Here is a 25,511-nt window from a genome sequence, read left to right as displayed (position 1 = left end):
TTTTCCGAAAGGTTGGACACCGTGAACACCCGTTTGTAACGAATTTATGACATGCGGCGCGGTATCAGGATTCGTGTCGCGCGACAACCTGCATCGCAACCCCAAGCCGCTTGATCTTGGCATGTTGCAAAATGGCGGAACCGGCGTTTTTGCTGTGCGTATATGCCTTCTGCGTGGTGCCTTCCGGTGACGGGACAGGGCAGGGGTTACAGTTTTTGTAACAGGGCCTGCACTTCTGGATCGCGCACAATGTCAGCCGCTTGGGCGACGGGAAACCATTGGCGGTGACGTTTGCGCGCTTCGGGATAGGTGTCCGCCGTCTCAAGCACATCCAGCCGGTAGACTTGCGCGCGGCAGGTCACGGGAAGGCCGCTTTTCTTGATTTTCGTGTAGGTGAACGCCCCGATCGGGTCGTCAGACACAATGCCGCGCACCCCGGCTTCTTCCCATGCTTCGATGGCGGCGGCTTGGGCCAGCGATTTGCCTTTCATTGGCCAGCCCTTCGGAATGACCCACTGGCGCAATCGCAATGTGCGGACCAACAGCACCTCTGGCCCGGTGGGACCGTCGCGCAGGCATAATGCCGCGGCCTGCACAAAAGCAGGGCGCACCTGATCTGCAATCAGGTTCAACAATGTTCTGGACATGGCAACGGCGTTCACGAAGGCGATTCCTGTCTTGATTAATGGCGGTAGAGTATGACCCAACTATGAAGAAATGCCCAATATTTGGGGTCAGTCCGGTTTGGGCGCGCTGCGCAGGGCTTTGATATCGGCGCGGTGGGCCTTGCTTTCAAGGCGGCGGCGTTTGCTGGCCAGTGTCGGGCGTGTGCTGATGCGGGGTTTTGGGCGGGTTGCTGCCTGACAGATCAGGTCAGCCAGCCTGGTGCGCGCGATTTCGCGGTTGCGGGCCTGCGACCGTGTGTCTTCCACGCGCAAAACAAGCGCGCCGTCCTGCGTCCAGCGACGCCCTGCCAACCGCTTCAGGCGGGCTTTTACAGGGGCGGGCAGGTTTGGGCTGCGTTCGGCCTCGAACCGCAGTTCTACGGCGGTGGACACCTTGTTCACATTCTGCCCCCCCGGCCCTGATGCGCGGGTGAAGGATTCGGTCAGTTCCCAATCCTGCAAGGTGATGTCGTCATTGATGCGCATGGGCGTAACTGTTCGCAAACCAACGGTAAATCGAAAGGGCCGCCCGAAACAAGGCGGCCCTAAGCGAGCTTCAGGAGATGGAGCCAAGTTAGAGCATTGGCCCAATCAAAAGGGTGTCCCCATCGGGGCTGCCGTCAGGTTTTGCCCCCTTTGACTGTCTTTGCACCTCTCTCCAACATCACTCTAGACACTGGACCACCTCCTTTCGTTGCGTTGCTGTTACGGCGATGGTGGCACATATTTTGTGTTTGTCAAAAGAAATTATGCGACAGGTTGCGATATTTTCCGGACAATAACCCGGAAGGGCACCAAAGCCAGCAGCGCAAGCCCCAGTTTTACGCCCCAATCCGCGACAGCCAGGCTTACCCATAGCGGCATTTCAGGCCCAAACCCCAGCATGGGCAGGATTTCACCGGCCCATGACACATCATTGCCCGGCTCGACAAACGCCAATGTGGCCGAGAAGGCGATGCTGAAAAATAAGGCAGTGTCCAGCGTGGACCCCACAAGTGTGGATGCCAGCGGCGCGCGCCACCATGGGCCACCGTGTTTGTCTTCGCGCAGGCGGTCGAATATGGCCACATCGACCAGTTGCGCGGTCAGGAACGCCACGCCAGACCCCAGCGCGATGCGCAATGTGACAAGCGGGCCATATTCGCCGACAATTTGCGTGCCGATCAGCGAACAGGCAACGCCCACGGCAAAGCCCACCCAGACGACGCGGCGCGCGGCCTGCGGGCCATAGACGCGGTTCATCACGTCATTGACCAGAAACGCCAGCGGGTAGGTGAAAGCCCCCCATGTCAGCCAGTTTCCGAACAGGAATTGAACAAGGATATTGGATGCGACGACAATCGCCGCCATGGCAATAATGCCGGGCAGGTGGGCGCGGGTCATGATGTGTATTCCGTTTTTTCAAGGTTGCGGAGACTTGTGCCGAATTCGGCATGGCGCCAGATAGCCAGACTGGCGCGAAAAGGCAAGTCTGGCGCGCTTATTGTGTGGCCAGCACTTGCTGGCATTGGGCGGGCAAATCGGCCATGGTGAATTCGCGCGGGTGGCGCGCGCGCGGGGCGGGTGGTTCGGTGCGTTCACGCCGTGGCGGGTTCAGGAAATCGGTCACCCACCAGTCCAGCGTTTCATCGCAGCCATTGCCGCCATTGGACAATTCGGCCACCGTGGGCGATTGCGTCACACAATGGCGGTTTCCGCGCGGGCAGGACAGGCGCACATGAAAATGATAGTTATGCCCGACCGCAGGCCGGATTTTCTGTAGCCAGGGCGTATCGGCGCGGGTGGCGGTTTTGCACATTTCCAGTTTGACCGCAGCCGCCACGAAAATGCGGTCCACGCGCGGATCAAGTGCGGCGTGTTTCATCAAGGCATGATGCGCAGGTGTCCAGTTGGAATTGACGCTGCGCTGGTCGTCGGTGCGCACGGAAATCGAACTTAGCGTTTCGCGGTCGTTGTGCGACAGGTTCAGGCGCGCGGGGGGTAACATCCATATGTCGATATCAAGGCCAATCTGGTGGCTGGCATGCCCGGAGGTCATTGGTCCGCCGCGCGGCTGGCTGATGTCGCCTATATACAGGCCCTGCCAACCGATCTGCACGGCCTTGCGTGACAGGTCCTGCACATAGGCAATCGCGTCCGGGTGCCCCCAGTTGCGGTTGCGTGACAGGCGCATGGCCTGCCATGTCGGCCCCGTTTCCGGCAGCCGCACCAACCCCGCCGCGCAGCCATTCGCATAGGACCCGATGGCTTCGGGCGTTTGCAGCGATGGCATGGCATGTGCGCCAAACATCTGGTTGGCCAGTGCTTGTGCGATGGCGGCCATAGGGGTGGCTGCAATGAACAGGGCTAGGATGATGGCGCGCATTCGAATTCCGGCTCTCCTTTGGGGTTGACCCAGATTAGCAGCACCAGCCCCACCAGGAACAGTCCAATCAATGGCGTGATCCCCAGCCGCTGGTTGCCTGTCACAGTGGTGGCCAACGCAATCAAGGCGGGCGCGATGAAGGACAGCACCTTGCCCGACAACGCATATAGCCCGAACCCTTCGGTCATGCGGTCGGGGTTGGCCTGCCGCACCAGCATCGTGCGCGACGCGGCCTGAAGGGTGCCCCCGCCTGCACCAATCAGCCCGCCGCAGATGTAGAACACGATATCGGGCAGGTTTGATGCCGGATCAACAGGCATGAACAGGACCATGCTGCGGTCTGTGCCCACAATGATGATGCACACGATGATCAATAGCGCGATACAGCCAATGATAACGGGTTTCGGGCCAAAGCGGGAATCCAGCTTGCCGCCGAACCAGCAGGCCACCGCACCGACTGCCGCCGCCAGAATGCCGAAAACGCCAATCTGGATGATGGTCCATTCCAGCACGCCTGCCGCATAAATGCCCCCAAAGGCATAGATGCCGTTCAGCGCATCCCGGTACAGCATGGACGACCCCAGATAGGCAAACAGGCTGCGCCGTGTGGGCAGGGTGCGCAACGTCGCCTTCAACTGGGTCAGGCCCCGCGCCACGGCACCCGCCGCTTTCGGCGGGGTGGCGGGTTCCCTGACCCACAAAAAGAACGGGATGACGAAGACGATATACCAAAGCGCCGTGAAGGGACCGACGGCGCGTGTGCCTTCGCGCAATTCCGGGTCCAGGCCGAACAGCGGCGCGATCCCCAGCATGGTTACGCCCGCGTCATTTTCCGCCAGCAGCGCCAGCATGACCGCCAGCGACAACAGCCCCCCCACATACCCCAAGGCCCAGCCGGTGCCCGAAATGCGCCCCAGTTCCGCGCGCGGGCCAAGGCTTGGCAGAATCGAATTGGTGAAGACTATGCCATATTCCAGCCCCACCAACCCAATGGCAAAAGCTGTCAGAACCACCAGAATGGTGCCCTGTCCGGCAGCCGGTGTGGCCCACCACAGCGCAAATGCGCCCACAATATACAGCAGCGACCACAGCGATATCCATGCGCGTTTATGGCCCGTGTTATCGGCCACCGCGCCAAGAACAGGCGCAAAGAATGCGGTCAATACCCCCGAAATGGCCAGCATCCAGCCCCACATGGCCTGTCCGCTGACTGGATCAGGGGCCACAGACGCGGCGAAATATGGCGCGAAAATGAACGTCAGTAGCAAGGTGTTATAGGGCTGGTTCGCCCAGTCAAAGGCCCACCATCCCCAGATACGTTTGCGCGCGCTGTCCATGCGGCCCCTTTGACTTGTGCCGCGCAATTAACGCAGGCTGGCTGCCGACTGGCAAGCGGATTATGTGGCGCGCAGTGCCGTGACAGGGGGCATGTCACCTGCCTGAAACCGGCATTTGGTGAATGCAGCTTTACAACACAAGTTGCTTATGGTCTTTTTGCGACATTAGCGGGCCGGATGTGTCGCTTTTTGCCAAATCCCTACGGCAAAGCCACCAGTGTTCTGGAGGATCCTGCCCAATGAAGCACGAAAATGCGAATGAAACAGGGAGAACATCATGAAAACTGGAATTCTGGGGGCCGCCAGTGCGCTTGCCTTGACCATCGGCATGACGCAGGCCGCCGCCGCAGATGAGTGCGGCGCAGTGTCGATTGCGGAAATGAACTGGGCATCTGCCGAACTGATGGCCAATGTCGACGCCATCATTCTGGAAGAAGGGTTCGGGTGCGATGTGACGCTGGTTCCCGGTGCCACCGAAACCACCTTCGCGTCCATGAGTGAGCGCGGCCAGCCGGATGTGGCCCCTGAATTGTGGATCAATGCGGTGCGTATCGCCTTGGAAGCTGCCAAGGATGAAGGCAGCCTGCAGGCCCTGAACCCCGCGCCCATTACCGACCTTGGCGAAGGGTGGTGGGTGACGCCCGCATTCCATGCCGAATACCCCGAACTGGACACAGTAGAAAAACTGCTGGAACGCCCCGATCTGTTCCCCCATCCCGAAGACCCGTCCAAAGGGGCCTTTATCGGGTGCCCTGCCGGTTGGGGGTGCCAGTTGGTGAATGCAAACCTGTTCCGCGCCTTTGAAATGGAAGACAAGGGCTGGCGTCTGGTGGACCCGGGGTCGGCGGCCGGGCTGGACGGGTCCATGGCCCGCGCGGCGGAACGTGGCGTGCCGTGGTTTGGGTATTACTGGGCGCCCACATCCATGATTGGCAAATATGAAATGGTCTTGCTGCCATTCGAGGCCGAATGGGCTGGCACTGAAAACTGGGACGGGTGCATCGCGCTTGCGGAACAGGATTGTCTGGACCCACAGCCCACCTCCTGGACTTTGTCCGAGGTGGAAACTGTTGTCACATCAGGCTTCATGGACAAGGCAGGGCCTGCGGCGTCCTATTTCGAAAGCCGCGTTTTCCCCGGCGATGTGATGAACGAAATGCTGGTGTTCATGAACGAAAATCAGGCCCTTGGCGAAGATGCCGCGTTTGAATTCCTGCTGACACATGAAGATGTGTGGACCCAGTGGGTCAGTGACGACGTGGCAGACCGCATCCGGGGCGCGCTGTAACGCGCTGTAAAATCCAAGCGACCGAAGGCCCGCAAGCCCTGCGGGCCTTCGGTGCATTGGAACAGAATATCTGAACCAGAGGACAGATAAATGGATTTTTTCATGGAATTCCCGTCATTGTCGCGCGCGGAACTTGCATCGTTGCGCCGGTCCATTGACGGGGCGTTTCGTGACTTCACACGAAGCTGGGCGGAGACGCTGGAAAGTTTCTTCAACCCTTTGTTGCGGTTTCTGGTCTGGTTTGAAAACCTGCTGTTGGCCACGCCATGGCCTGTTATCCTGCTGGTGCTTGGGGCGCTGTGTTACGCAGGGGCGCGCAGCTGGAAAATTACGGCGGCGTCCGTGCTGGCCTTTGCGACGATCGGGTATTTCGGCATGTGGGAAGACACTATGTCGACGTTGGCCATTATTTCAGTTGCGACTTTCCTGTGCATCGCAATCGGTATTCCCGTGGGCATTCTTATGGCGCGGTCCGACCGGATGCAGGCCGCGATCACGCCGGTTCTGGATGTGATGCAAACCATCCCGTCCTTTGTCTATCTTATTCCCGTTGTCATGTTGCTGGGCATTGGCAAGGTGCCGGGGCTGATTGCAGTGTGCATCTATGCCATTCCACCCATTGTGCGCCTGACGAATCTGGGCATTCGACTGGTGGACAAGGAGATTCTGGAAGCCGCGGACGCGTTCGGGGCCTCGCCTCGGCAAAAACTGTGGGGGGTGCAGGTGCCACTTGCGTTGCCCAATATCTTCGCAGGGGTGAACCAGACCATCATGATGGCGCTGGCCATGGTGGTGATTGCGTCCATGATCGGGGTGCAGGGGTTGGGCGTGCCAGTGTTGCGCGCCATTTCCAACCAGTATCTGGCGCTGGGCGTCATGAACGGGCTGGCAATTGTTGCGCTGGCCATCATCTTTGACCGTGTGTCGCAAACCTATGGGAAGCGCTTGCAGGCCCATCGTAAGGGGCATGGCCATGACTGACGCCAAGGTTCGCATTTCAAACCTGTACAAGATATTCGGCAAGGCCCCGCAAAAGGTGCTGCCACTGGTCAGGGATGGTCTGTCAAAAACGGACCTGTTGGAACACCACAACCATGTTCTGGGCATTCAGGATGTGTCGCTTGATATTCCGGAGAAACGCATTCAGGTGGTTATGGGCCTGTCTGGGTCGGGAAAATCCACGCTGATACGTCATATCAACCGCCTGATTGAACCGACTGCAGGCGAAATCCTGATTGATGGCGAAGATGTCCTGTCCATGTCCGACAGCCAGCTACAGGATTTGCGCCGCTTCAAGGCGTCGATGGTGTTTCAGAAATTCGGCCTGCTGCCCCATCGCAGGATCATTGAAAATGTGGCCTATGGTCTGGTTGTGCAGGGCAAAAGTGCCGCGCAATGCGACAAGCAGGCCCGCCACTGGATCGACCGTGTGGGCCTAAGCGGGTATGAAGACCATTATCCCGCGCAACTGTCTGGCGGCATGCAGCAACGTGTCGGGCTGGCCCGCGCGCTGGCCACTGATGCGGAAATCCTGCTGATGGACGAAGCGTTTTCCGCGCTGGACCCGCTTATCCGCTATGACATGCAATCAATCCTGCTGGAATTGCAGAACGAATTGCACAAGACGATCATTTTCATCACCCATGATCTGGATGAAGCGCTGCGCCTTGGCGACAATATTGCCATTCTGCGCGACGGGGCGATGGTGCAACAAGGCGATGCGCAACAAATCGTCCTGAAGCCCGCTGACGACTACATCCGTGATTTTATCAAGGATATCAATCGCGGGCGGGTCATTCGTCTGGGCAGTCTGGCAACCGGCCAGCCGCCGGAACAGGGCGCGGCCTTGTCCGGGGATACCGTGCTGGAAGATGCGCTGACGCAGCTTGTGGATGCGCCCGGTCAGCGGCTGGCGGTTGTCGACAGCGGGGGCAAGGCAATCGGGGCGGTCACCCTGAAAGATGCGCTGCAAGCGATGCGGTCTTGACATGATGCACAGTCGATAAAATGAAACAGGGGGCATCGCTGCCCCCTGTTTCATATCCCATAATTCCGGCAAAACGTCACGCGTCAAGGTTTTCCACGCTAAGGGCGTTGCGCTGGATAAAGTCGCGGCGCGGTTCCACCACATCGCCCATAAGCTTGGTGAAAATATCATCCGCCTCGGCCAGATCATCGATTTTGACCTGCAACAGCGTGCGCGCTTCGGGGTCCAGTGTGGTTTCCCACAACTGGTCAGGGTTCATTTCCCCCAAGCCCTTGTAGCGTTGCAGTGACAGGCCCTTTTCCCCTTCAGCCAGAATGGCATCCAGCAGGTCCACAGGGCCGTAAATCTTTTGTTTGCGGTCACGGCGCACCAATTCGGCAGGCTGGCTGTAAATGTCCTGCAGCGTTTGCGTATGGGTGCTAAGCCTGCGCGCCTCGCCCGAACGCAGCACGCCGCCGTCCAGCCTGCGCACTTCTTCCACGCCGCGCAGCACGCGCGCCAGCCGCAAACCGCCGTCCTGCGTGGGCCGCCCCTGCCAGCCGCGTTCATATTCGGCGGCAATCAGGTCCAGACGGCTGGCTACGCTATCGGCCAGTTCCTGCGGGTGGCTGGCCAGCGCTTCGGGCAGCAGGGCACCGGCAATCGTGGCCTGTTCCAGAATATGCTGGGGGTAATGCGTGGGAAACGCCGCCAGCGACCGGCGCACAACGCGCGCTTCGGTGACCACGCGCGCCAGGTCCTGGCCGGTAATCTCCTCGCCACTCGCAAGGCGCAATATGACGCCATCAACGCCCTGTTCGATCAGGTAATCTTCCAGCGCGGGTTTGTCTTTCAGATACACTTCAGACTTGCCGCGCGCCACTTTGAACAAGGGCGGTTCGGCAATATACAGATAGCCGCCTTCAATCAGTTGGGGCATCTGCCGGAAGAAGAAGGTCAGCAACAGCGTGCGGATATGCGCGCCGTCCACATCAGCATCGGTCATGATGATGATCTTGTGGTAGCGCAGTTTCGAGATGTCGAATTCATCCCGCCCAATGCCGGTGCCAAGCGCGGTAATCAGCGTGCCGATTTCCTGTGATCCCAGCATCCGGTCAAAACGCGCGCGTTCCACGTTCAGGATTTTCCCGCGCAGCGGCAGAACAGCCTGATTCTGGCGGCTTCTGCCCTGTTTGGCGGACCCCCCGGCGGAGTCCCCCTCGACCAGAAACAATTCGGACTTGGCAGGGTCGCGTTCCTGACAATCAGCCAGTTTTCCCGGCAGGCTGGCCACATCCAGCGCGGTCTTGCGCCGTGTCAGGTCGCGCGCCTTGCGTGCGGCTTCGCGGGCAACGGCGGCTTCGATGATCTTGCCGACAATGGATTTGGCATGCGCGGGGTTTTCTTCAAACCATTCCGACAGCTTTTCATTGACCAGCGATTCAACGGCGGGCCGCACTTCGCTGGACACCAGCTTGTCCTTGGTCTGGCTGGAAAATTTCGGGTCCGGCACTTTTACCGACAACACGCAGGTTAACCCTTCGCGGGCATCATCGCCGGTGAAGCTGATCTTTTCCTTCTTGGCAATCCCGCTGGATTGGGCATAGGCGTTGATGGTGCGTGTCAGCGCGCCACGAAACCCCGCCAGATGGCTGCCGCCATCGCGTTGCGGAATGTTGTTGGTGAAGGGCAGCACCGTTTCATGGTAGCTGTCATTCCACCACATCGCCACTTCCACGCCAATATCGTCGCGTTCGCCCGTGATATAGATGGGTTCGGGCATCACCGGCGTTTTGGAGCGGTCCAGATGGCGGACAAATTCACGCACGCCCCCTTCATAGAACAATTCAGACCGCAGCATTTCCGCAGGGCGGTGGTCTTCCAGAATGATGCGCACACCGGAATTCAGAAAGGCCAGTTCGCGCAGGCGGTTTTCAAGCGTCTTGAAGCTGTATTCAAGGTTCGAAAACGTGTCCGTTGACGCCAGAAACCGCACCTCGGTTCCGGTTTTATTGCCCGCGTCGCCCACAACTTCCAGATGGCGCACTGTGTCGCCGCGTTCAAAGCGCGCGATATGTTCCTTGCCTGCGCGCCAGACGCGCAGTTCCAGCCAGTCTGACAGGGCGTTGACGACCGACACCCCCACACCATGCAACCCGCCCGACACCTTGTAGGAATTGCTGTCGAATTTGCCGCCCGCATGCAGCTGGGTCATGATAACCTCGGCGGCGGAAACCCCTTCTTCGGTGTGAATGTCGGTGGGAATGCCACGGCCATTATCCATGACCGAAACGGAATTGTCGGCGTGGATGGTGACAGTCACGAAATCGGCATGACCGGCCAGCGCTTCGTCAATGCCGTTATCGACCACCTCATAGACCATATGATGCAGGCCAGACCCGTCATCGGTATCACCGATATACATGCCGGGGCGTTTGCGCACGGCATCCAACCCCTTGAGAACCTTGATCGAATCGGCGCCGTATTCTTCGCGCTTCGCGGCTTCAGCAGACATGCAGGAAAATCCTTCTTAGACTGCCGCAGTTATAGGCAGTTCAGGCGGGATTGTCACGCCCAAGACACAAGATTTAGCGTTCGGGCCTGTTGCGGCCCAGGCACCCGTGACGGCGCGTCAGGCTTGTTCGTTCTGCTGCACAATCCCGATCAGGGCATAGGTCAGTTGCGCCGCTGTAAAGTCCCAGACATCCGCGCCATCAATGGGGGCCAGTTCCACCACATCAACGCCCACGCAGCGCCGCCCCTTCAGGGCGGAGCGCACCAGCGCAAGCGACTGGTAATACCCCAGACCGCCGGGAACAGGCGTTCCGGTGGCGGGCATGATGGCGGCATCCAGCCCGTCCACATCGAAACTGACATAGACATCTTCGGGGAAATCATCAGGCAAGGTCACGTCATGGATATTGCCGGTCACCAGATCTTCGGCATCAATGAAAATGATATTGTTGCGCGCGCGGCAGTCCACTTCTTCGGCACACAGGGCGCGCACGCCATATTGCGCCAGCGGCAGTCCTTCTTCTTCGGTCAGAAGCTGCATGACTGACGCATGGGAATGGCGAAACCCCTGATAGGCACGGCGCAGGTCTGCATGCGCGTCAATCTGGATAATGCCGATGGGGCGGTCCAGCGCACGTTTCACGCCCATGACGGCGGCCCATGTCAGGCTGTGCTCGCCCCCCAGCGTGACGGGAATTTGCCCCGCGCGGGCAATCCCTTCGGTGCGGGTGGCAAGGGCGGACAATGCCACGTCCAGCGGGCCGGAGCAGTCAATGGGCGGCGTGGTGCAAATGCCCGCCGCGCAGGGTTCAAACCCGCGCCACAACCGTTCCAACTGATCGGACGCCGCAATCAGCATCGCAGGCCCGTCTGCAGTGCCCGACCCGTAGGACACGGTTTTTTCCAGCGGCATGGGCACGACATGGAAGCGCGCATTGGGGCTGCGTTCCGTGACGGACAATTCTGAATTCAGGAAGATCATGACAGGCGGCCTTTGAAGTCGGTGTAATCGAACTGGCGCACCACGCGCAGCGCGTCTGTGGTGCTGTTCCAGATCGCAATTGACGGCAGGCGCACCCCGTTGAAAGTGGTGGTTTTCACCATCGAATAATGCGCCTGATCCAGAAATGCCACGCGCGCCCCGATTTCGGGCACCGTGTCGAACGCATAGCGCCCGATCACGTCACCCGCCAGACAGCTGGGCCCGCCAAGGCGCACTTGCGCGCTGCCGCCTTCGCCCAGCAGGGCAGGGCGGTAGGGGGCCTCGATCACATCGGGCATGTGGCAGGTGGCAGAAATGTCCAGAATGACGTTTGCCCCCTCATTTTCAACGACATCCAGCACCTCGCCCACCAGAATGCCGCAATCCAGCGCCACGGCTTCGCCGGGTTCAAGATAGCAGTGCAAACCCGTCTCTGCGCTTACGCGTTGCAGGAATGCAATCAGCCCTTCGCGGTCATAATCGGCGCGGGTAATATGGTGGCCGCCGCCGAAATTGATCCATTTCAAATGCGGGGCAAGGTCGCGGATACGCGGCGCTATATGGTCCCAGATGGCCAGCAGCGGTTCCAGATCCTGTTCGCACAGCGTGTGCATATGCAACCCGTCAACACCCGCAAGCGCCGTGGCGTCCAACTGGTCCAGCGGGGTGCCAAGGCGGGAACCGGGGGCGGCGGGATCATATTTTGCATCATCCCCCATGGGCAGGCCGGGGTTGAACCGCAGGCCCACATGCACATCCTTGTCCGCCGCCGTGATCATCGGCAAAAAGCGGTCCTTTGCAGCGGGGGTGTTGAAGATGATGTGGTCCGACAGCGCGATGATTTCGCCCATTTCATCGGGTTTGTAGCCCGCCGAATAGGTTTCCACGATCCCGCCGTAATGTTCCCGCCCAAGGCGCGCTTCCCAAAGGCCGGACGCGCACACGCCCGACAGGTAGCGGCTGACCAAGGGGGCCAGCGACCACATGGAAAACGCCTTCAGCGCGCATAAAACCGTTGCGCCGGAGCGTGCCTGAATATCGGCCAGAACCTGCAGGTTCTGTTCCAGCCGCGCTTCGTCTACCACAAAACAGGGGGACGGAACGCGCGTCAGGTCAAACCCCCGAAACGCGCCCGGATCGCCCGCATGGGTTTGCATGGCCATTAGAAATCAACCGGGCCTGACAATTCCACAACCTGCCATGGCAGGCCGTGATGGTTCAGCATGTCCATAAAGGGATCAGGGTCCAGCTGTTCGGTGTTGAACACCCCCGCGCCCGACCATGTGCCATTCAGCATCAACGCCGCGCCAATCATGGCGGGCACGCCGGTGGTATAACTGACTGCCTGCGACCCCACTTCGCGGAAGCATTCTTCATGATCGCAGATATTGTAGATGTAGAATGTTTTTTCGCCCGACCCGTCCTTGGCGGGGCCAGTGATGATGTCGCCGATATTGGTCTTGCCCTTGGTGCGTTCGCCCAGATCGCCGGGGTTGGGCAACACGGCCTTCAGGAACTGCAGCGGGATGATTTGCTGGCCGTTATACTCCACAGGCTCAATCCCCGTCATGCCCACATTCTGCAACACCGTGACATGGTTGATATAGGCATCCCCAAAGGTCATCCAGAAGCGCGCGCGCTCTATCTCGGGGAAATGGGTTACAAGCGACTCCAGTTCCTCATGATACATCAGATACATGTTCTTTTCGCCAACCGCTTCAAAATCGAACGGCACTTTGGTGGACATGGCGGGGCTGGTCACCCATCCGCCATTTTCCCAGTGCTTCACTTCGGCGGTGACTTCGCGGATGTTGATTTCCGGGTTGAAATTGGTGGCAAACGGATGGCCGTGATCGCCGCCATTGCAGTCAAGAATATCAATCTGGCGAATGCCTGCCAGATGGTGCTTGCGCACATAAGCGGCGAAAATGCTGGTCACGCCGGGGTCAAACCCTACACCCAGGGTGGCCATAAGCCCGGCTTGTTTGAACTGGTCCTGCAGTTTCCACTGATGGGAATATTCGAATTTCGCTTCTTCTGGCGGTTCGTAATTGGCGGTATCCAAATAATGCACGCCGGTTTTCAGGCACGCTTCCATAAGGGCCAGATCCTGATAGGGCAGCGCCAGATTGACCAGAAGCGCGGGCTTCACGGCTTCAATCAGGGCAACGGTCTGGGCCACGTCATCGGCATCAACCTGATAGGTTTCAATCACCTGACCTGTGCGGTCCTTGATCGAGGCGGCAATCGCGTCGCATTTGGACAGCGTGCGGCTGGCCACCGCAATGCGGCCCGGAAACAGGTCGCGGTTCATTGCCATCTTGTGCAGGGCTACAGATGCGACGCCGCCCGCGCCGATAACCAGAACGTCCTTGTTGTCAGCCATGGGTGTGCTCCTCATGTTCGTAATAGGTGTAGCCATTGATGGCATGGCGATAGGTTTCCATCAGCATGCGCCGCTGGGACGGGTTCAGCGTGCCGTTGCGCACGCCGCGTTCCACGATGCGCTTGAACGCATCAAGGCATTGTTTGGGTTCATATTCGACATAGGCCATCACTTCGGCCACTGTGTCGCCTTCGACTTCGTGCTGCAGTTCCAACACGCCATCTTCATTGAAATCCACAGTCACAACATTGGTGTCGCCAAACAGGTTGTGCAAATCGCCCAGCGTTTCCTGATAGGCGCCCACCAGGAAAATGCCGATGAAATACCGCTCGCTGGGGCGCAGTTCATGAACGGGCAGCGCGTTTCCAATGCCGTCGCCCAGAACAAACTGGTCAATCTTGCCGTCACTGTCACAGGTGATGTCGGACAACACGGCGCGGCGGGTGGGCGCTTCGTTCAGGCGTTGCAGGGGCGCAATGGGCACAAGCTGGTCAATCGCCCACACATCCGGCAGGGACTGGAACAGGCTGAAATTCGCGCGATAAATATCGCGGTGCGCGGACAGTTCTTCAAGCACTTCCTGCGGCACATCGGGCGTTTGGGCCACCAGGTCCTTGATGCGGCCCACGACATACAGGAATATCTGTTCCGCGCGCGCCACTTCTTCAATCCCGATCACACCACGGCGGAACAGGGCGCGCAACTCCTCTCGGTAATATTCGGCATCGTTCAGACATTCCTGCAGGCGGCGGGGCGACAGATACCCCACAATGGCCGCCATGTCTGACAGCATGTGATGGTCGTCTTCTTCGGGCGTGATGGGCGCGGAGCGGTCGAAATAGCTGGCTTCCAGAATGTCCGACAGCAACATGGACGAATAGGCCACAATTGCGCGGCCCGATTCGGTAACCAGCGTGGGGTGCGGCACTTCGGCTTCATCCATCTGGTATTTGACGGTTTCCACAATATTGGCGCAGTATTCTTCCAGCGTATAGTTGACCGAATTATCGGTCGCGCGCGCTTCGCCGGTGTAGTCAATGCCAAGCCCGCCGCCCAGATCCAGATACGTCAGGGGCACGCCAAGGCGGCGCAGTTCGGTGTAAAACCGGCACGCTTCATCCACGGCCTGCCGGATATCCAGCATTTGCGGGACTTGTGAGCCCAAATGCGAATGCTGCAGCACCAGACAATCCAGCATGTTTTCGGCGCGCAGCTTGTCGATCAGGTCAACCACTTCCTTGGTGGTCAACCCGAAGGTGGAGCGGTCGCCCGAACTGTCGGCCCAGTTGCCGCTAACGCGCCGCGTCAGCTTGATGCGCACGCCAAGCGCGGGCTTTTCGCCAAGGCGCTTGGCTTCGGCAATAACCGTGTCTGCTTCGGCCGGGCTTTCGATGACCAGAACGCAGTTAATGCCTGCCTTGCGTGCCAGAATGCCAAGCCGGATGAATTCCGCATCCTTGATCCCGTTACAGATCAGCAGCGCGTCTTTTGGCAAATCCCGCGACAGCGCCAGAATCAATTCGGGCTTGGACCCCGCTTCCAGTCCGAATGTATAGGGCCGCCCGTAATCCACGATGCGGTCAATCACTTCGGCCTGTTGGTTCACCTTGATAGGGAAAACCCCGCGATAGGGGGCCTGATAGCCATTCGCGGCGATGGCATGCGCGAAGGCATTGTTCAGCGATTCCAACTGACGGCGCAAGAAGGCCCCCACACGCACCAAAACGGGCGTTTGCACGCCGCGCGCATCAAGGTTGTTCAGAAGTTCGGGCAGGCTGGCGGGGGGGGCATCAGGACGCGCGGGGTTTACAATGCCCAGATCCCCATTCTCCAGCCGGGCAAACATACCTGCCCCCCAGCGGTGAATTCCGTAAGTCTGAAACACCTTATCCGGCATGAACTGTCCCACCCTTCTTGTGCAGTGACATGAGCCGCCCGCATAGGAAATCCATGTAACAAACGCAAGAAAATCCGGTGGGTTCCGGCGGATTAATAGGAATCAGGCCCTGCGGTGGCCAGCCTGTGCAAAGCGGCGTCCAGCGCTGTGGCATCATCGACCTGCAACCGCACCGGCAAGGTCAGAACCTTGCGCCGGAAACTATAGGGCAGGCGCACAGCGTCTTTTTCGGTGGTCACCAGTTGCGCCCCCATTGCGACCGCTTCCAGTTCAAGCCGCTTCATCAACCCGTCGGACAGCGGTTGGTGGTCACTTAACGCTTCGGCGCGCAGAATTTCGGCCCCTTCATGGCGCAGGGTCGCAAAGAATTTTTCGGGCTGGCCGATCCCGGCGAAGGCCAGAACGCGCAAACCCTGCCAGTTCATGCCCATTTGCAGCGGGTCCAGTCGCGCGGTCAGGTGCGGTTGTTTGATGTGCCCGCCCCATAGCGCTGTGAACTGGCGCTGTGCGGCGGCTCCCCCGATGCTTAGAACCATATCGGCCCGCGCCAGCCCCGCCACTACGGGTTCGCGCAAGGGACCCGCCGGAATGACACGGCCATTGCCGAACCCAGTTGCCGCATCCACAACAATAATCGACAGATCCTTGCGCAAGGACGGGTTCTGAAACCCGTCATCCATGACCAGCATCTGCGCGCCCGCATCGACTGCGGCACGCGCACCCGCCGCACGGTCGCGCGCCACCCAAACGGGGGTAAAGGCGGCCAGCAACAGCGGTTCATCCCCCACCTGCGCGGCGGTATGATGACCTTCGCGCACCTGAACCGGCCCTTCCAGACTGCCGCCATAGCCACGCGATATGACATGCGCAGTGACACCCAGCGCCTGCAGCTTCTGGACAATCGCAATGACGGTCGGTGTTTTGCCCGTGCCGCCGATATTCAGGTTCCCCACACAGATGACAGGCACGGGTGGGCACCATTGCGGGGTGCGGGCCACGCGGCGCGCGGTTGCAGCAGCATAGATGGCACCTAGTGGCGCCAGCAGCCGTGCCAGCGCGGCGGGCGTGTCGGGGGGGCTGTTCCAGAATGCGGGCGGGCGCATCAATTGCCCCCCGCAGGGCCAAGCGTTTCCAGAAGTGCGCCAATGATCATATCGGCGGTTTCGGCCCCCTCGGACACGACCTGCCAGCCCTGATGGGCCATTTGCGCGGCCTGATCTGGGCGCAGCGCGGCGCAGATCGCTTGCCCCAGCGCTTCGGGGCGTTGAATGCGGCTGGTGGCCTTGGCGGTGGCCAAGCGATGGAAAGCAGCGCCAAACTGTCCGGTTTCGCGCCCGTGCACAACTGCGCAGCCCAACCCGGCCGCTTCCATGGGGGTGACTGTGGCGCCGCCCTTGTCCAATGTGCCGCCGATGTAACAGGCGACTGCCAGCCTGTACCACAACCCGCGTTCCCCTTCGGTGTCCACAATATAAACTTGGGTTTCCGGCGTGATCAGGTCATCATCCGACCGCAGGGCGGTGTTGAACTTCGGCGCCAGTTCGGCCTTCAGGGCCGGGCCGCGCATGGGATCGGCAGGATGCAGGATCAGCGCCACGCGGTGGGAATCGCGCAATGCCGCGCGATGGGCCGCCACAATCATGGCTTCTTCGACTTCCGGCACGCCGATGGCCAGCCAGACAGTGCGCTGGCGAAAGCTTTGGGCCAACAGGTCGCGTTCGTTTTCATTGCACCCAAGGGCCAGGGGCGCATCATTCAGGGGGCCGGATAATAGCATCTGTTCTGTGGAAACACCCGCTTTTGCCCAGCCAGCGCGATGCGCGGCCTTCGACAAAAAGACGCGATGCACACGCCCCAGAAGGGCGCGCGCCAACCCCGGAACGCTGCCCCAGAACCCGGCAAACCGGGGGCTGTCCATATCTGCGATCATGACCTTTGCGCCGCCAGTGGCGGCACTGCTGATCAACGCGACAGGCAAGCGCCTTGTGGCCACCAGCACAGCCACAGGGGCCAGGCGCGCCATTATGGCGGTCATAATCTCCGCGCTATCTGCCGCGATGGGCATTGTGGCGCGGCCGGGAATTTCGGTGGGGGGGTGCAACCCTGCCGCATGGGTCAGCAACACGGACACAGGGTGCCCGCGTTGCGCCTGCTGCAGCATCAACGCCCCTGACAGCGCATCAAGCTGCGCAATGGCATTCTGGGTGTCAGCATGCAGCCAGATAACCGGACCATCCAGATGTGGCACGGGCTGCGGGGTCTGGCCCGCGCGGCGTGTCCACATCAGATACAACTTCTCGGGGGCGGAATGCTGCATTGCGCTGGCCGTATGTCAGCCTTCCAATGTGCGGGTTGCGCTGGTTTCGTCGCTTTCTTCGATCAAACGATGCAGATGCGCGATGAAATAGCGTGTTTCCGCACTGTCAACGGTGCGCTGGGCGGCATTTTTCCACGCCGCATGCGCAGACGCATAATCCGGGAACAGGCCGACAATGTCGATGGCGTCGGTATCGACAAATTCAGTGCCGCGCGGGTCTTTCAACTCGCCGCCGAAAACAAGATGCAGGCGTTTTTTCATGGGGGGTCTTTCATTTGAGGGCATAGGTGCCATTTTCACAGATGTCGCATGCTTGGGCAGGCGCTTTTCACCACGCAGACATGAAAAAAGCAATAATTTGTCCACCGGAACCGCAATTTGCACGGCCATTTCGGGGTAAGCGTCAATTGTGGGGCATGTTTTTCGTCAGACGGGCGGAATACGCAGATCAAGCAGGCCCGAATGCACCTGCGTTCCGGCTGCAATAATGCCGTCTGAAAAGGCGGATTTTGTGTTGAAATGCAGCGCCTGCCCTTGTCCGTCACTGACCTTGCCGCCCGCTTCTGCGATCAACAGCGCGCCTGCGACAATATCCCAATGCCATGTCTGGCGCAGCGACAGCATGGCATCAAACTGTCCTTCGGCGACAAGCGCCATGCGCCAGGCCAGTGACGGGCGGAAATGCGGCGCGATCAGGGGCACGCCCCCGTGCCAGAATTCCGGCGCGAATTGCGATTGCGGGGCCAGAACGCGCGCGCCCGTTACCGCGGCGCGGTCGGTCGCCATAATGCGCTGGCCATTCAGGAATGCCCCCTGTCCGTGCAGCGCATGATAGGTCAGTCCGGGGACCGGCAGGTGCACGACCGCCGCAATGGGCTGGCCGTGTTCGACCACCGCAAGGGCATGGGCGAACCCCTGCTGCCCCTGCGCGAAGGCGCGTGTGCCGTCGATCGGGTCCACAATGAACACCCGCGCGCGGTCCAGGCGGTCGGGTGTGTCGCGGGTTTCTTCGGACAGCCAGCCATACCCGGGACGCGCGGCGCACAGGGTTTTGCGCAGCATCTGGTCTATCTCAAGGTCGGCATCGGTGACCGGCCCCTGGCCATCGGGCTTTTGCCAGACCTTCGGGCCTGCCGTCAGGTGGCGCAACGCGATCTGTCCGGCATCCTGCGCGGCGCGGGTCAGCAAATCCAGATCATCAGTCGCCAGCAAGCATCATCCCTTCCACCAGAAGCGAGGGGACGACGCTGGACAGATGGTCCTGTGCATCATTGGCCGGGATGATCCGGCGCAGCATGTCGCGCAGGTTGCCCGCAATGGTGCATTCATTCACTGCATGGGTGATTTCACCGTTTTCCACCCAGAACCCGCTGGCCCCGCGCGAATAATCACCTGTGTTGGCGTTGATCGTGGACCCGATCAGTGATGTGACCAGAAGCCCGGTTCCCATGTCCTGCAACAGCGCGGCGCGCGATTTATCCCCTTGGGTCAGGATCACATTGGACGTTGACGGGCTGGGCGGAGCGGAGGTGCCGCGCACGGCGTTTGCGGTGCTGTCCAGCCCCAGTTTGCGCGCGCTTGCCAGATCCAGCACCCAGGATTGCAGCACCCCGTCCTGCACAAGCGCCTTGCGGCGGCTGGCCAGCCCTTCGGCGTCGAAGGGGCGGCTGCCGGACCGGCGAATGCGCAGCGGGTCTTCATGCAGGGAAACCGCGGCGGGCAATACAGGCGTGCCCATCGCATCGCGCAACCAACTGGACCCGCGCGAAATGGCGCTGCCATTGATGGCCCCCAGCAAATGCCCGATCAGACTGGACGCGATGCGTTCATCATACAGAACCGGGTACGTGCCGGTTTTCGGTTTGCGCGCGCCCGCCCGCGCAATGGTGCGTTCTGCGGCAAGCTGGCCCACATATTCAGGGCTTGGCAGATCCGCCTGAAAAATGCGCCCTTCGCCGCACCAGTCGCGTTCCATGCCCGTCCCCTCGCCGCTGATGGCCACGCAGGAAATATGGCGCGAACTGCGGGCATAGCCCCCTTCAAACCCGTTGCTGGCCGCCATCCACACGGCCTGTTGGCCATAGGCGGCGGATGCCGATTGCACCTGCGTAACGCCCTTGACGCCAAGCGCCGCCGCTTCGGCGCGGCGCGCGTCATCTTCCAGTGTGGCGGGGTCGGGTTCGGGGCTGTTGTCGAACAATTCCAGCCCGTCCGCGCTGCGCAATTGCGCCAATTGGTCGGGTTCGGCCAGTCCGGCATAGGGGTCTTGCGGGGCTTCGCGGGCCATGGCCACGGCGCGGGTTGCCATGGCCTGCAAGGTTTCAGGTCGCGTGTCGGATGATGAGATGCAGGCCTGACGCTGCCCTATGAATACGCGCAGCCCGATATCCAGCCCTTCGGCGCGTTCGGCCTGTTCCAGCCCGCCCTTGCGCACGTCAATCGACACCGAGCGCCCCTCGATGGCGATGGCGTCAGCCGCATCCGCGCCAGCCGCGCGGGCTGCAGCCAGAAGGGCCTGTGTGACGGGCGACAGGGCATCGGTCAGGGGGGTGCTGGACATGTCTGGCCTTCGGTCGGTTGATGGAACTTCGGCCTGATGTAAGCCGAACCGTCCGCGAATGAAATGCCCGCGCGCGTTTTTTCGGTGTCAAACTGTCTGTGCAGGCCGCGCATGACATATCTTGGCCCTTTCCGCAGGCTTGGGGCTGTGGCACTAAAAGGGGCCAGTTGCAAAAGCCGGTTGCAAAAAGGATGTCCGATGTCACTGCCGATGATCCATATTCTAAACGGTCCGAACCTGAACCTTCTGGGCCGCCGCCAGCCCGAAATTTACGGTCATGAAACCCTGGATGACGTGGCGCGCGATTGTGCGGCCCTTGCGCAGGACTTGGGCGTGCAAACCGCGCTGATGCAGTCCAACCACGAAGGCGCAATTGTTGACATGATCCACACCGCGCGCGATGCGGCGCGCGCAATCATCATCAACCCCGGTGCGTATTCCCATACATCCGTGGCCATTCTGGACGCGCTGAACACGTTTGATGGCCCGGTGCTGGAAGTGCATATTTCCAACATTCACAAACGCGAATCCTTTCGCCACCATTCCTATGTCAGTGCGCGCGCCGACGGGGTCATCGCAGGGTGCGGCACATTTGGGTATCAATTGGCGCTGCGGCGGGTTGCGATCATGCTGGGCATATGACCCCATCTGCAGCGGTCCTTTGGGGCGCTAGGCTGCGTAAGACTTAAGAAGGGGCACACTTTCTTGCCAGATTGCGGTAAACTGCACCTAATGGCGCATTGACGGGCAGACCATGAGAACCAGGATGATCACCATAGGCGCAGCGACAGGCAAGGAGGCCGACATGATCATGATCATAGATGATCATCCGCTTTTTTGCGAAGCGCTGCACATGACCCTGACCGAAACGCTGGCCGTCACACGCATTCATGCGGCCAATTCGCTTGGCCAAGCCCTTGAGGATTTGCGCACAGGCCCCGAACCCGATGCCATTTTGCTGGACCTGAACCTGCCCGATGTGGCCGGGCTGGACGGGTTGACGCGGTTGCGCAATGCGGTTCCCGGTGTGCCGGTGGTCGTGGTGTCGTCCATGGCTGATGACAGGATCGTAGCGGCCGTGCTGCAGGCGGGCGCTGCCGGTTTTGTGCCCAAGCACAGCCCCCGCGAAGGGTTCATTGCCGCAATCCGCAAGGTCATGGGCGGGGGCACCTATCTTCCGGAAAACTACACACCGCCAACGGGCAATGACGGCACAGGGGATCACGGTGTGGTGGACAAGCTGGCCACATTGACCCCGCAACAAGGCCGGATTCTGGCGCTGGTCTGCGAAGGGTATCTGAACAAGCAAATCGCGTTTGAGCTGTCGATCAGCGAAACCACGGTCAAGGCCCATGTCACGGCGATCTTGCGCAAAATGGGTGCGCAAAGCCGCACGCAGGCAGTGCGCATTGCCAATTCAGCGTCATTTGCATCGATCTTGCGCGACGGGGGGGCGGCCTGAAGCCTGTGCCCTGTCTTGTGCGGGCGGCGCTTTGGGCGCAAGACTGTCCGGGGGGGGGAACGGGTGCGCGCGGCGCCCTGTCCTTGGGGAAATAAAAAGGGGGGCGCATGCACCGCAGCAGCGCAATTTTCAGACATGCGCAGTCAGGGGCAAGTGATACTGCACAGGCCATGTCGCGGATACTGGCCGCCCTGACGCCCGCCGATCTGGCGCTGGTTATCCTGTTTGTAGGCGAGGGGCATGATTTGCATCGCGTTGAAGCTGCGCTGCAGGGCCTGCCGTCCAGCTTGCCGGTCATCGGGTGCACCACCGCCGGCGAAATCGGGCGCGGGGGGTATCTGGACGGGCATATCGTAGCGATCGGGCTGCCGCGCGAGCTGTTTCGGGTGGCTGTGGGCCATATCGAGGGGTTGCGCGACTTCAGCCCCGAACAGGCGCGCGATCTTGCGTTTGAACTGCGCGCCGAACTGACATTTTCGACGGCGGACTGGTCCAACGAAGTTGCATTCTTGCTGACAGATGGCCTGTCGCTGATGGAAGATCAGCTTGTCTGGGCCTTGTCCGAAGCGCTTAGCCAGTCGCCGCTGGTGGGCGGGTCTGCCGGGGACGGGTTGCGCTTTGGCCAGACCCATGTTCTGCATCAGGGCCGGTTCATGAGCGATGCGGCGGTGCTGGCCGTGCTGCGCACGCCCTGCACGGTAACTGCCTTTCGCTTTGACCATCTGAACCCCACTGATATGCGTATGGTGGTCACGGATGCCGACCCCGACCAGCGATTGGTGCGCCAGATCAATGGCATGCCTGCAGGGCCGGAATATGCGCGGCTTCTGGGCAAGGACCCCCAACACCTGACCCCGTTCATTTTTGCCGCCAATCCCGTGGTGTCCAAGATTGGCAACGATCACCATGTCCTTGCCATCCAGCGGGTTGAACCCGATGGCACGCTGCGCTTTTTTTCTGCTGTGGAACCGGGGCTGGTGCTGCGGCTTGCCACCAGTGTTGATCTGGTCGCGCATCTGGACAGCCAGCTTGCGGAATTGTCGTGCAACGGGCCGCTGCCCGCAATTCTGGCCTGTGACTGCATCCTGCGCAGGCTGGAGGCACAGCACACCCAGAACCGTGGCCGCATCAGCACTGTTCTGGAACGCTATCAGGTGGCGGGGTTCAACACCTATGGCGAACAGTTCAATATGATGCATGTGAACCAGACATTTACGGGGCTTGCCTTCCACCCGCCCCAGCCAGACCCCGAAACCGTTTTTTCGCTGACAGGTGGGGGGGATTGATGCACAGGGACTTCATGCCCCCCGGCCTGACCCCAGAGGACGAAAACGCACGCCTGCGCGCCATTGTCGCCGCGCTGATGGACCGTTCCGAACGCGGGCAGTCGCCCAGCCGTCCGGTGGGCCAGTTGCAGCATGTTGTCGCGCTGGAACAACAGGTGCGCAGCCGCACCCGCGATCTGGCCGGAACGCTGGACAAATTGCGCATTGCCAATTCGCGCCTGTCGCAGGCTGAACGCATGGCCGTGCGCGCCCGCAACAGCCTGACGGACGCATTGGAAGCCATGCGCGAAGGGTTCGCGCTGTTTGATGCGCAGGATATGCTTGTCATGTGGAATTCGCGCTTTTGCGCGGGCTTGCCGGATTTGCGCCGCCGTATTGGCGCGGGCCTTGCATTTCGGGAGTATGTGCGGCTGGTATCCGAAAGCCCCTATCTGCACTTGCCCGACGGGCAGACACGCGCGGGTTGGGTGGAACAGCGTCTGGAAAGCCACCGGCGCAAGAATGTGAATTTCATTGTGCCGCTGCGCGATGATCACTGGTTGCAGGTCAGCGAACAGCGCATGCCCTCGGGGGGGACCGCTGTTACCCAGACCGATGTCACGGCCATGGTGCGCAATGAACGCGAAGAACGCGCCAAACTGCTGGATGAACAGGCCCGGATGGTGCGCGCAACCCTTGACCACATTGATCAGGCCGTGGCCATTTTCGATGCGAAGGCGCGGCTGGCGGGCTGGAACCGGCGTTTGCGCGAAATGTTCCTGCCGCCGGTGGAGTTGTTGGCCATCGGCACCTCGTTTGATGCCATTATCGACGATTTGTCCCGCCGCCGCCAGTTGGGGCAGGGTCATGTGACGGCAGTGTTGCTGCAATGGGTGCAGGGGCCGCCCCACCGCCCGCCGCTGTCGCTTGAAATCACTCAGGATGACGGGACCATCCTGCAGCTGTCAGCACAGGCCATGCCCGACAGTGGTTTTGTGATGTCACTTACCGATATGACCAAGGAACGCGGGGCGATTGGCGAACTGCACCGGCTGAATGAAACATTGGAGGCGCGGGTGCGCGACCGCACGCTGGAACTGGAATCCGCCCGCGATCTGGCCGAACGCGCCAATACCACGAAATCGCGTTTTGTTGCGTCGGCCAGTCATGACCTGTTGCAGCCGCTGAATGCAGCCAAGCTGTTTCTTGGGTCTTTGTCCACAACGGCGCTGGATGCGGGCCAGCAGCGCCTGACGGAACGTATCCGCAGCGCCTTTGGCAGTGTGGAACAGATCCTGGGCGCGTTGCTGGATATTTCCAAATTCGACATTGGTGCGGCCCGCGCCAAGATTGAACCCATCGCCCTTGGCCCGCTTCTGGACCGCCTGAGAGAAGAGTTCACCCCCATCGCGCAGGCCAAAGGCTTGCGTCTGGTGGTCATGCCCAGCACGGCCATTGTGCAAAGTGATGCTGTCTATCTGAAGCGGATATTGCAGAACCTTTTGTCAAACGCCATCCGCTACACGGCGCAGGGGCGTGTTGTCGTGGGGGCGCGCAATCGGGGCGCGCGGGTGCGGCTGGATGTGTGGGACACAGGAACGGGAATTCCGCCTGAGAAACAGTCAGAGATATTTCAGGAATTCACCCGCCTTGCCCCCAACGGGGAATCGGGCATGGGGTTGGGGCTGGCGATTGTGGAACAGGCCAGCGCGCTGTTGGGCCACCCGCTGGAAGTGCGGTCGGACCTGGGCAAGGGGACCGTTTTTTCGCTGACAGTGCCACGTTCCGCCATGGCCCGGCCACACCCTACTGAACCGGCCGCGCCGGATGTCGCGCGCAGCCCGCTGGATGATTTGCTGGTGCTTGTGGTCGAAAATGACGCCGGTGTGCGCGCCGCCATGATGGAGGTGCTGGAACATTGGGGTGCAAGCCCGCTGGAAGCCGCCAATCTCGCGCAGGCCGAACAGCAGGTGGCCGAACTGGGTGTTGCACCAGATATAATTCTTGCCGATTATCTGTTGGATGATGGCGAAAGCGGGATCGATGTTGTTGCACAGTTGCGCAGCCGGTATGGCACCATTCCGGCGGTTCTGATCACCGCGAACCATAGCCCCGACCTTGCGCAGCGCGCCAAGGTGGCGGGGTTGATGTTGATGACCAAACCTGTGGCGCTGCGCCGCCTGAAACGCGTTTTGCAGCAGGCCATGCAATCGCGCGCAGTGCCGGATGCCAACACGGATGCGGCGCCGCAACCTGGCGATTACAGGTATTGGCTGCACATGCCGCCGCGCTGATGCGGCGGGTATTGGCCTGAAGCAGTCGCCCAAGGCGCGGAGCAAAGGCCGCAGGCCGCCGCGCCATCGGCGGGCCGTCCCGCGGCCTGCCGATTACTCTGGTGACACGCCAAGCCTTGAAAGTCGGAATATGCCGCCTGCATAAAGTGAACTTCACTGGCGTCGGATCGGCAGACCCCGGCCCGCCGATAACGCGGGCTTCATCCAAGCGCC

At 60.6% G+C, this 25,511-nt stretch carries 22 protein-coding genes; 7 read left to right on the top strand and 15 right to left on the bottom strand.

Annotated features, from left to right (window positions below; all coding sequences use genetic code 11):
* Positions 1 to 206 precede the first annotated feature (206 nt).
* The 5 genes from ACTZWY_RS01350 to ACTZWY_RS01330 form a co-directional block, all read right to left on the bottom strand.
* Positions 207 to 662 (bottom strand): NUDIX hydrolase, encoded by a 456-nt coding sequence (locus ACTZWY_RS01350; protein WP_444788876.1) that lies wholly within the window; start codon positions 660 to 662, stop codon positions 207 to 209.
* A gap of 72 nt (positions 663 to 734) precedes the next feature.
* A complete protein-coding gene (gene arfB, locus ACTZWY_RS01345; RefSeq protein WP_444788875.1) occupies positions 735 to 1,151 on the bottom strand; it encodes an alternative ribosome rescue aminoacyl-tRNA hydrolase ArfB in 417 nt (138 codons plus the stop codon).
* A 261-nt stretch (positions 1,152 to 1,412) separates the two neighbouring features.
* A complete protein-coding gene (locus ACTZWY_RS01340) occupies positions 1,413 to 2,048 on the bottom strand; it encodes a queuosine precursor transporter (RefSeq protein ID WP_444788874.1) in 636 nt (211 codons plus the stop codon).
* Positions 2,049 to 2,145: 97 nt separating this feature from the next.
* The gene (gene mepA / locus ACTZWY_RS01335) at positions 2,146 to 3,030 is read right to left on the bottom strand and encodes a penicillin-insensitive murein endopeptidase (protein WP_444788873.1); all 885 of its coding nucleotides are present in this window, start codon (positions 3,028 to 3,030) and stop codon (positions 2,146 to 2,148) included.
* Positions 3,012 to 4,367 (bottom strand): MFS transporter, encoded by a 1,356-nt coding sequence (locus ACTZWY_RS01330; protein WP_444788872.1) that lies wholly within the window; start codon positions 4,365 to 4,367, stop codon positions 3,012 to 3,014. The genes mepA and ACTZWY_RS01330 overlap by 19 nt, the downstream gene beginning before the upstream one ends.
* Before the next feature lie 277 nt (positions 4,368 to 4,644).
* On the opposite strand from ACTZWY_RS01330, the gene ACTZWY_RS01325 reads away from it, so the two are divergent.
* The 3 genes from ACTZWY_RS01325 to ACTZWY_RS01315 all read left to right on the top strand — a co-directional run bounded on the left by ACTZWY_RS01325 (position 4,645) and on the right by ACTZWY_RS01315 (position 7,642).
* Positions 4,645 to 5,655, top strand: a complete 1,011-nt coding sequence (locus tag ACTZWY_RS01325) for a glycine betaine ABC transporter substrate-binding protein (RefSeq protein WP_444788871.1) — start codon at positions 4,645 to 4,647, stop codon at positions 5,653 to 5,655.
* Positions 5,656 to 5,745: 90 nt separating this feature from the next.
* Positions 5,746 to 6,636, top strand: coding sequence for an ABC transporter permease (locus ACTZWY_RS01320; RefSeq protein ID WP_444788870.1), 891 nt, complete (start codon positions 5,746 to 5,748; stop codon positions 6,634 to 6,636).
* Positions 6,629 to 7,642 carry a quaternary amine ABC transporter ATP-binding protein gene (locus ACTZWY_RS01315; RefSeq protein WP_444788869.1) on the top strand — a complete coding sequence of 338 codons (1,014 nt, stop codon included), beginning with the start codon at positions 6,629 to 6,631 and terminating at the stop codon, positions 7,640 to 7,642. Before ACTZWY_RS01320 ends, ACTZWY_RS01315 begins: the two co-directional genes overlap by 8 nt.
* A 76-nt stretch (positions 7,643 to 7,718) precedes the next feature.
* On the opposite strand, the gene gyrB is transcribed toward ACTZWY_RS01315, so the two are convergent.
* From gyrB to ACTZWY_RS01265, 10 genes are all read right to left on the bottom strand, one after another.
* Positions 7,719 to 10,136: a DNA topoisomerase (ATP-hydrolyzing) subunit B gene (gyrB, locus tag ACTZWY_RS01310; protein ID WP_444788868.1), complete on the bottom strand. Its 2,418-nt coding sequence runs from the start codon at positions 10,134 to 10,136 to the stop codon at positions 7,719 to 7,721.
* 117 nt (positions 10,137 to 10,253) lie between these two features.
* The gene (gene speB, locus ACTZWY_RS01305) at positions 10,254 to 11,117 is read right to left on the bottom strand and encodes an agmatinase (protein WP_444788867.1); all 864 of its coding nucleotides are present in this window, start codon (positions 11,115 to 11,117) and stop codon (positions 10,254 to 10,256) included.
* Positions 11,114 to 12,280: a carboxynorspermidine decarboxylase gene (locus ACTZWY_RS01300; protein ID WP_444788866.1), complete on the bottom strand. Its 1,167-nt coding sequence runs from the start codon at positions 12,278 to 12,280 to the stop codon at positions 11,114 to 11,116. Before ACTZWY_RS01300 ends, speB begins: the two co-directional genes overlap by 4 nt.
* Positions 12,280 to 13,503, bottom strand: a complete 1,224-nt coding sequence (locus tag ACTZWY_RS01295) for a saccharopine dehydrogenase C-terminal domain-containing protein (protein ID WP_444788865.1) — start codon at positions 13,501 to 13,503, stop codon at positions 12,280 to 12,282. Before ACTZWY_RS01295 ends, ACTZWY_RS01300 begins: the two co-directional genes overlap by 1 nt.
* Positions 13,496 to 15,400, bottom strand: coding sequence for a biosynthetic arginine decarboxylase (gene speA, locus ACTZWY_RS01290; protein WP_444788864.1), 1,905 nt, complete (start codon positions 15,398 to 15,400; stop codon positions 13,496 to 13,498). Before speA ends, ACTZWY_RS01295 begins: the two co-directional genes overlap by 8 nt.
* 92 nt (positions 15,401 to 15,492) lie before the next feature.
* Complete coding sequence (gene lpxK, locus ACTZWY_RS01285; RefSeq protein ID WP_444788863.1) at positions 15,493 to 16,503, bottom strand: tetraacyldisaccharide 4'-kinase; 1,011 nt, start codon at positions 16,501 to 16,503, stop codon at positions 15,493 to 15,495.
* On the bottom strand, positions 16,503 to 17,717 hold the full coding sequence (locus ACTZWY_RS01280) for a 3-deoxy-D-manno-octulosonic acid transferase (RefSeq protein WP_444788862.1): 1,215 nt from the start codon (positions 17,715 to 17,717) through the stop codon (positions 16,503 to 16,505). Before ACTZWY_RS01280 ends, lpxK begins: the two co-directional genes overlap by 1 nt.
* A 15-nt stretch (positions 17,718 to 17,732) precedes the next feature.
* On the bottom strand, positions 17,733 to 17,978 hold the full coding sequence (locus ACTZWY_RS01275) for a DUF4170 domain-containing protein (protein ID WP_444788861.1): 246 nt from the start codon (positions 17,976 to 17,978) through the stop codon (positions 17,733 to 17,735).
* 165 nt (positions 17,979 to 18,143) lie between these two features.
* Positions 18,144 to 18,929: a 3'(2'),5'-bisphosphate nucleotidase CysQ gene (locus ACTZWY_RS01270; RefSeq protein ID WP_444788860.1), complete on the bottom strand. Its 786-nt coding sequence runs from the start codon at positions 18,927 to 18,929 to the stop codon at positions 18,144 to 18,146.
* Complete coding sequence (locus ACTZWY_RS01265) at positions 18,916 to 20,277, bottom strand: TldD/PmbA family protein (RefSeq protein ID WP_444788859.1); 1,362 nt, start codon at positions 20,275 to 20,277, stop codon at positions 18,916 to 18,918. The genes ACTZWY_RS01270 and ACTZWY_RS01265 overlap by 14 nt, the downstream gene beginning before the upstream one ends.
* A 198-nt stretch (positions 20,278 to 20,475) precedes the next feature.
* Between ACTZWY_RS01265 and aroQ the strand changes: the two genes are divergently transcribed.
* The 4 genes from aroQ (at position 20,476) to ACTZWY_RS01245 (ending at position 25,298) form a co-directional block, all read left to right on the top strand.
* A complete protein-coding gene (gene aroQ, locus ACTZWY_RS01260) occupies positions 20,476 to 20,919 on the top strand; it encodes a type II 3-dehydroquinate dehydratase (RefSeq protein WP_444788858.1) in 444 nt (147 codons plus the stop codon).
* A gap of 163 nt (positions 20,920 to 21,082) precedes the next feature.
* Positions 21,083 to 21,739 carry a response regulator gene (locus ACTZWY_RS01255; RefSeq protein ID WP_444788857.1) on the top strand — a complete coding sequence of 219 codons (657 nt, stop codon included), beginning with the start codon at positions 21,083 to 21,085 and terminating at the stop codon, positions 21,737 to 21,739.
* A gap of 107 nt (positions 21,740 to 21,846) precedes the next feature.
* Positions 21,847 to 23,025 carry an FIST N-terminal domain-containing protein gene (locus tag ACTZWY_RS01250; RefSeq protein ID WP_444788856.1) on the top strand — a complete coding sequence of 393 codons (1,179 nt, stop codon included), beginning with the start codon at positions 21,847 to 21,849 and terminating at the stop codon, positions 23,023 to 23,025.
* Positions 23,025 to 25,298 (top strand): PAS-domain containing protein, encoded by a 2,274-nt coding sequence (locus ACTZWY_RS01245; protein ID WP_444788855.1) that lies wholly within the window; start codon positions 23,025 to 23,027, stop codon positions 25,296 to 25,298. The genes ACTZWY_RS01250 and ACTZWY_RS01245 overlap by 1 nt, the downstream gene beginning before the upstream one ends.
* The last annotated feature ends 213 nt before the right edge of the window (positions 25,299 to 25,511 follow it).

This window comes from Roseinatronobacter sp. NSM, from assembly GCF_052379845.1.
Lineage (GTDB): Bacteria > Pseudomonadota > Alphaproteobacteria > Rhodobacterales > Rhodobacteraceae > Roseinatronobacter.
Note: the sequence above shows the minus strand (reverse complement) of the source record. Positions and strands in the feature narration are given on the sequence as shown.

Bases quoted from the DNA above. Each gene is read 5' to 3' on its own strand.
- arfB (WP_444788875.1), bottom strand. From the start codon at position 1,151: ATGCGCATCAATGACGACATCACCTTGCAGGATTGGGAACTGACCGAA.
- ACTZWY_RS01340 (WP_444788874.1), bottom strand. From the start codon at position 2,048: ATGACCCGCGCCCACCTGCCCGGCATTATTGCCATGGCGGCGATTGTC.
- mepA (WP_444788873.1), bottom strand. From the start codon at position 3,030: ATGCGCGCCATCATCCTAGCCCTGTTCATTGCAGCCACCCCTATGGCC.
- ACTZWY_RS01330 (WP_444788872.1), bottom strand. From the start codon at position 4,367: ATGGACAGCGCGCGCAAACGTATCTGGGGATGGTGGGCCTTTGACTGG.
- ACTZWY_RS01325 (WP_444788871.1), top strand. From the start codon at position 4,645: ATGAAAACTGGAATTCTGGGGGCCGCCAGTGCGCTTGCCTTGACCATC.
- ACTZWY_RS01320 (WP_444788870.1), top strand. From the start codon at position 5,746: ATGGATTTTTTCATGGAATTCCCGTCATTGTCGCGCGCGGAACTTGCA.
- ACTZWY_RS01315 (WP_444788869.1), top strand. From the start codon at position 6,629: ATGACTGACGCCAAGGTTCGCATTTCAAACCTGTACAAGATATTCGGC.
- gyrB (WP_444788868.1), bottom strand. From the start codon at position 10,136: ATGTCTGCTGAAGCCGCGAAGCGCGAAGAATACGGCGCCGATTCGATC.
- speB (WP_444788867.1), bottom strand. From the start codon at position 11,117: ATGATCTTCCTGAATTCAGAATTGTCCGTCACGGAACGCAGCCCCAAT.
- ACTZWY_RS01300 (WP_444788866.1), bottom strand. From the start codon at position 12,280: ATGGCCATGCAAACCCATGCGGGCGATCCGGGCGCGTTTCGGGGGTTT.
- ACTZWY_RS01295 (WP_444788865.1), bottom strand. From the start codon at position 13,503: ATGGCTGACAACAAGGACGTTCTGGTTATCGGCGCGGGCGGCGTCGCA.
- speA (WP_444788864.1), bottom strand. From the start codon at position 15,400: ATGCCGGATAAGGTGTTTCAGACTTACGGAATTCACCGCTGGGGGGCA.
- lpxK (WP_444788863.1), bottom strand. From the start codon at position 16,503: ATGCGCCCGCCCGCATTCTGGAACAGCCCCCCCGACACGCCCGCCGCG.
- ACTZWY_RS01280 (WP_444788862.1), bottom strand. From the start codon at position 17,717: ATGCAGCATTCCGCCCCCGAGAAGTTGTATCTGATGTGGACACGCCGC.
- ACTZWY_RS01275 (WP_444788861.1), bottom strand. From the start codon at position 17,978: ATGAAAAAACGCCTGCATCTTGTTTTCGGCGGCGAGTTGAAAGACCCG.
- ACTZWY_RS01265 (WP_444788859.1), bottom strand. From the start codon at position 20,277: ATGTCCAGCACCCCCCTGACCGATGCCCTGTCGCCCGTCACACAGGCC.
- aroQ (WP_444788858.1), top strand. From the start codon at position 20,476: ATGTCACTGCCGATGATCCATATTCTAAACGGTCCGAACCTGAACCTT.
- ACTZWY_RS01255 (WP_444788857.1), top strand. From the start codon at position 21,083: ATGATCATGATCATAGATGATCATCCGCTTTTTTGCGAAGCGCTGCAC.
- ACTZWY_RS01250 (WP_444788856.1), top strand. From the start codon at position 21,847: ATGCACCGCAGCAGCGCAATTTTCAGACATGCGCAGTCAGGGGCAAGT.
- ACTZWY_RS01245 (WP_444788855.1), top strand. From the start codon at position 23,025: ATGCACAGGGACTTCATGCCCCCCGGCCTGACCCCAGAGGACGAAAAC.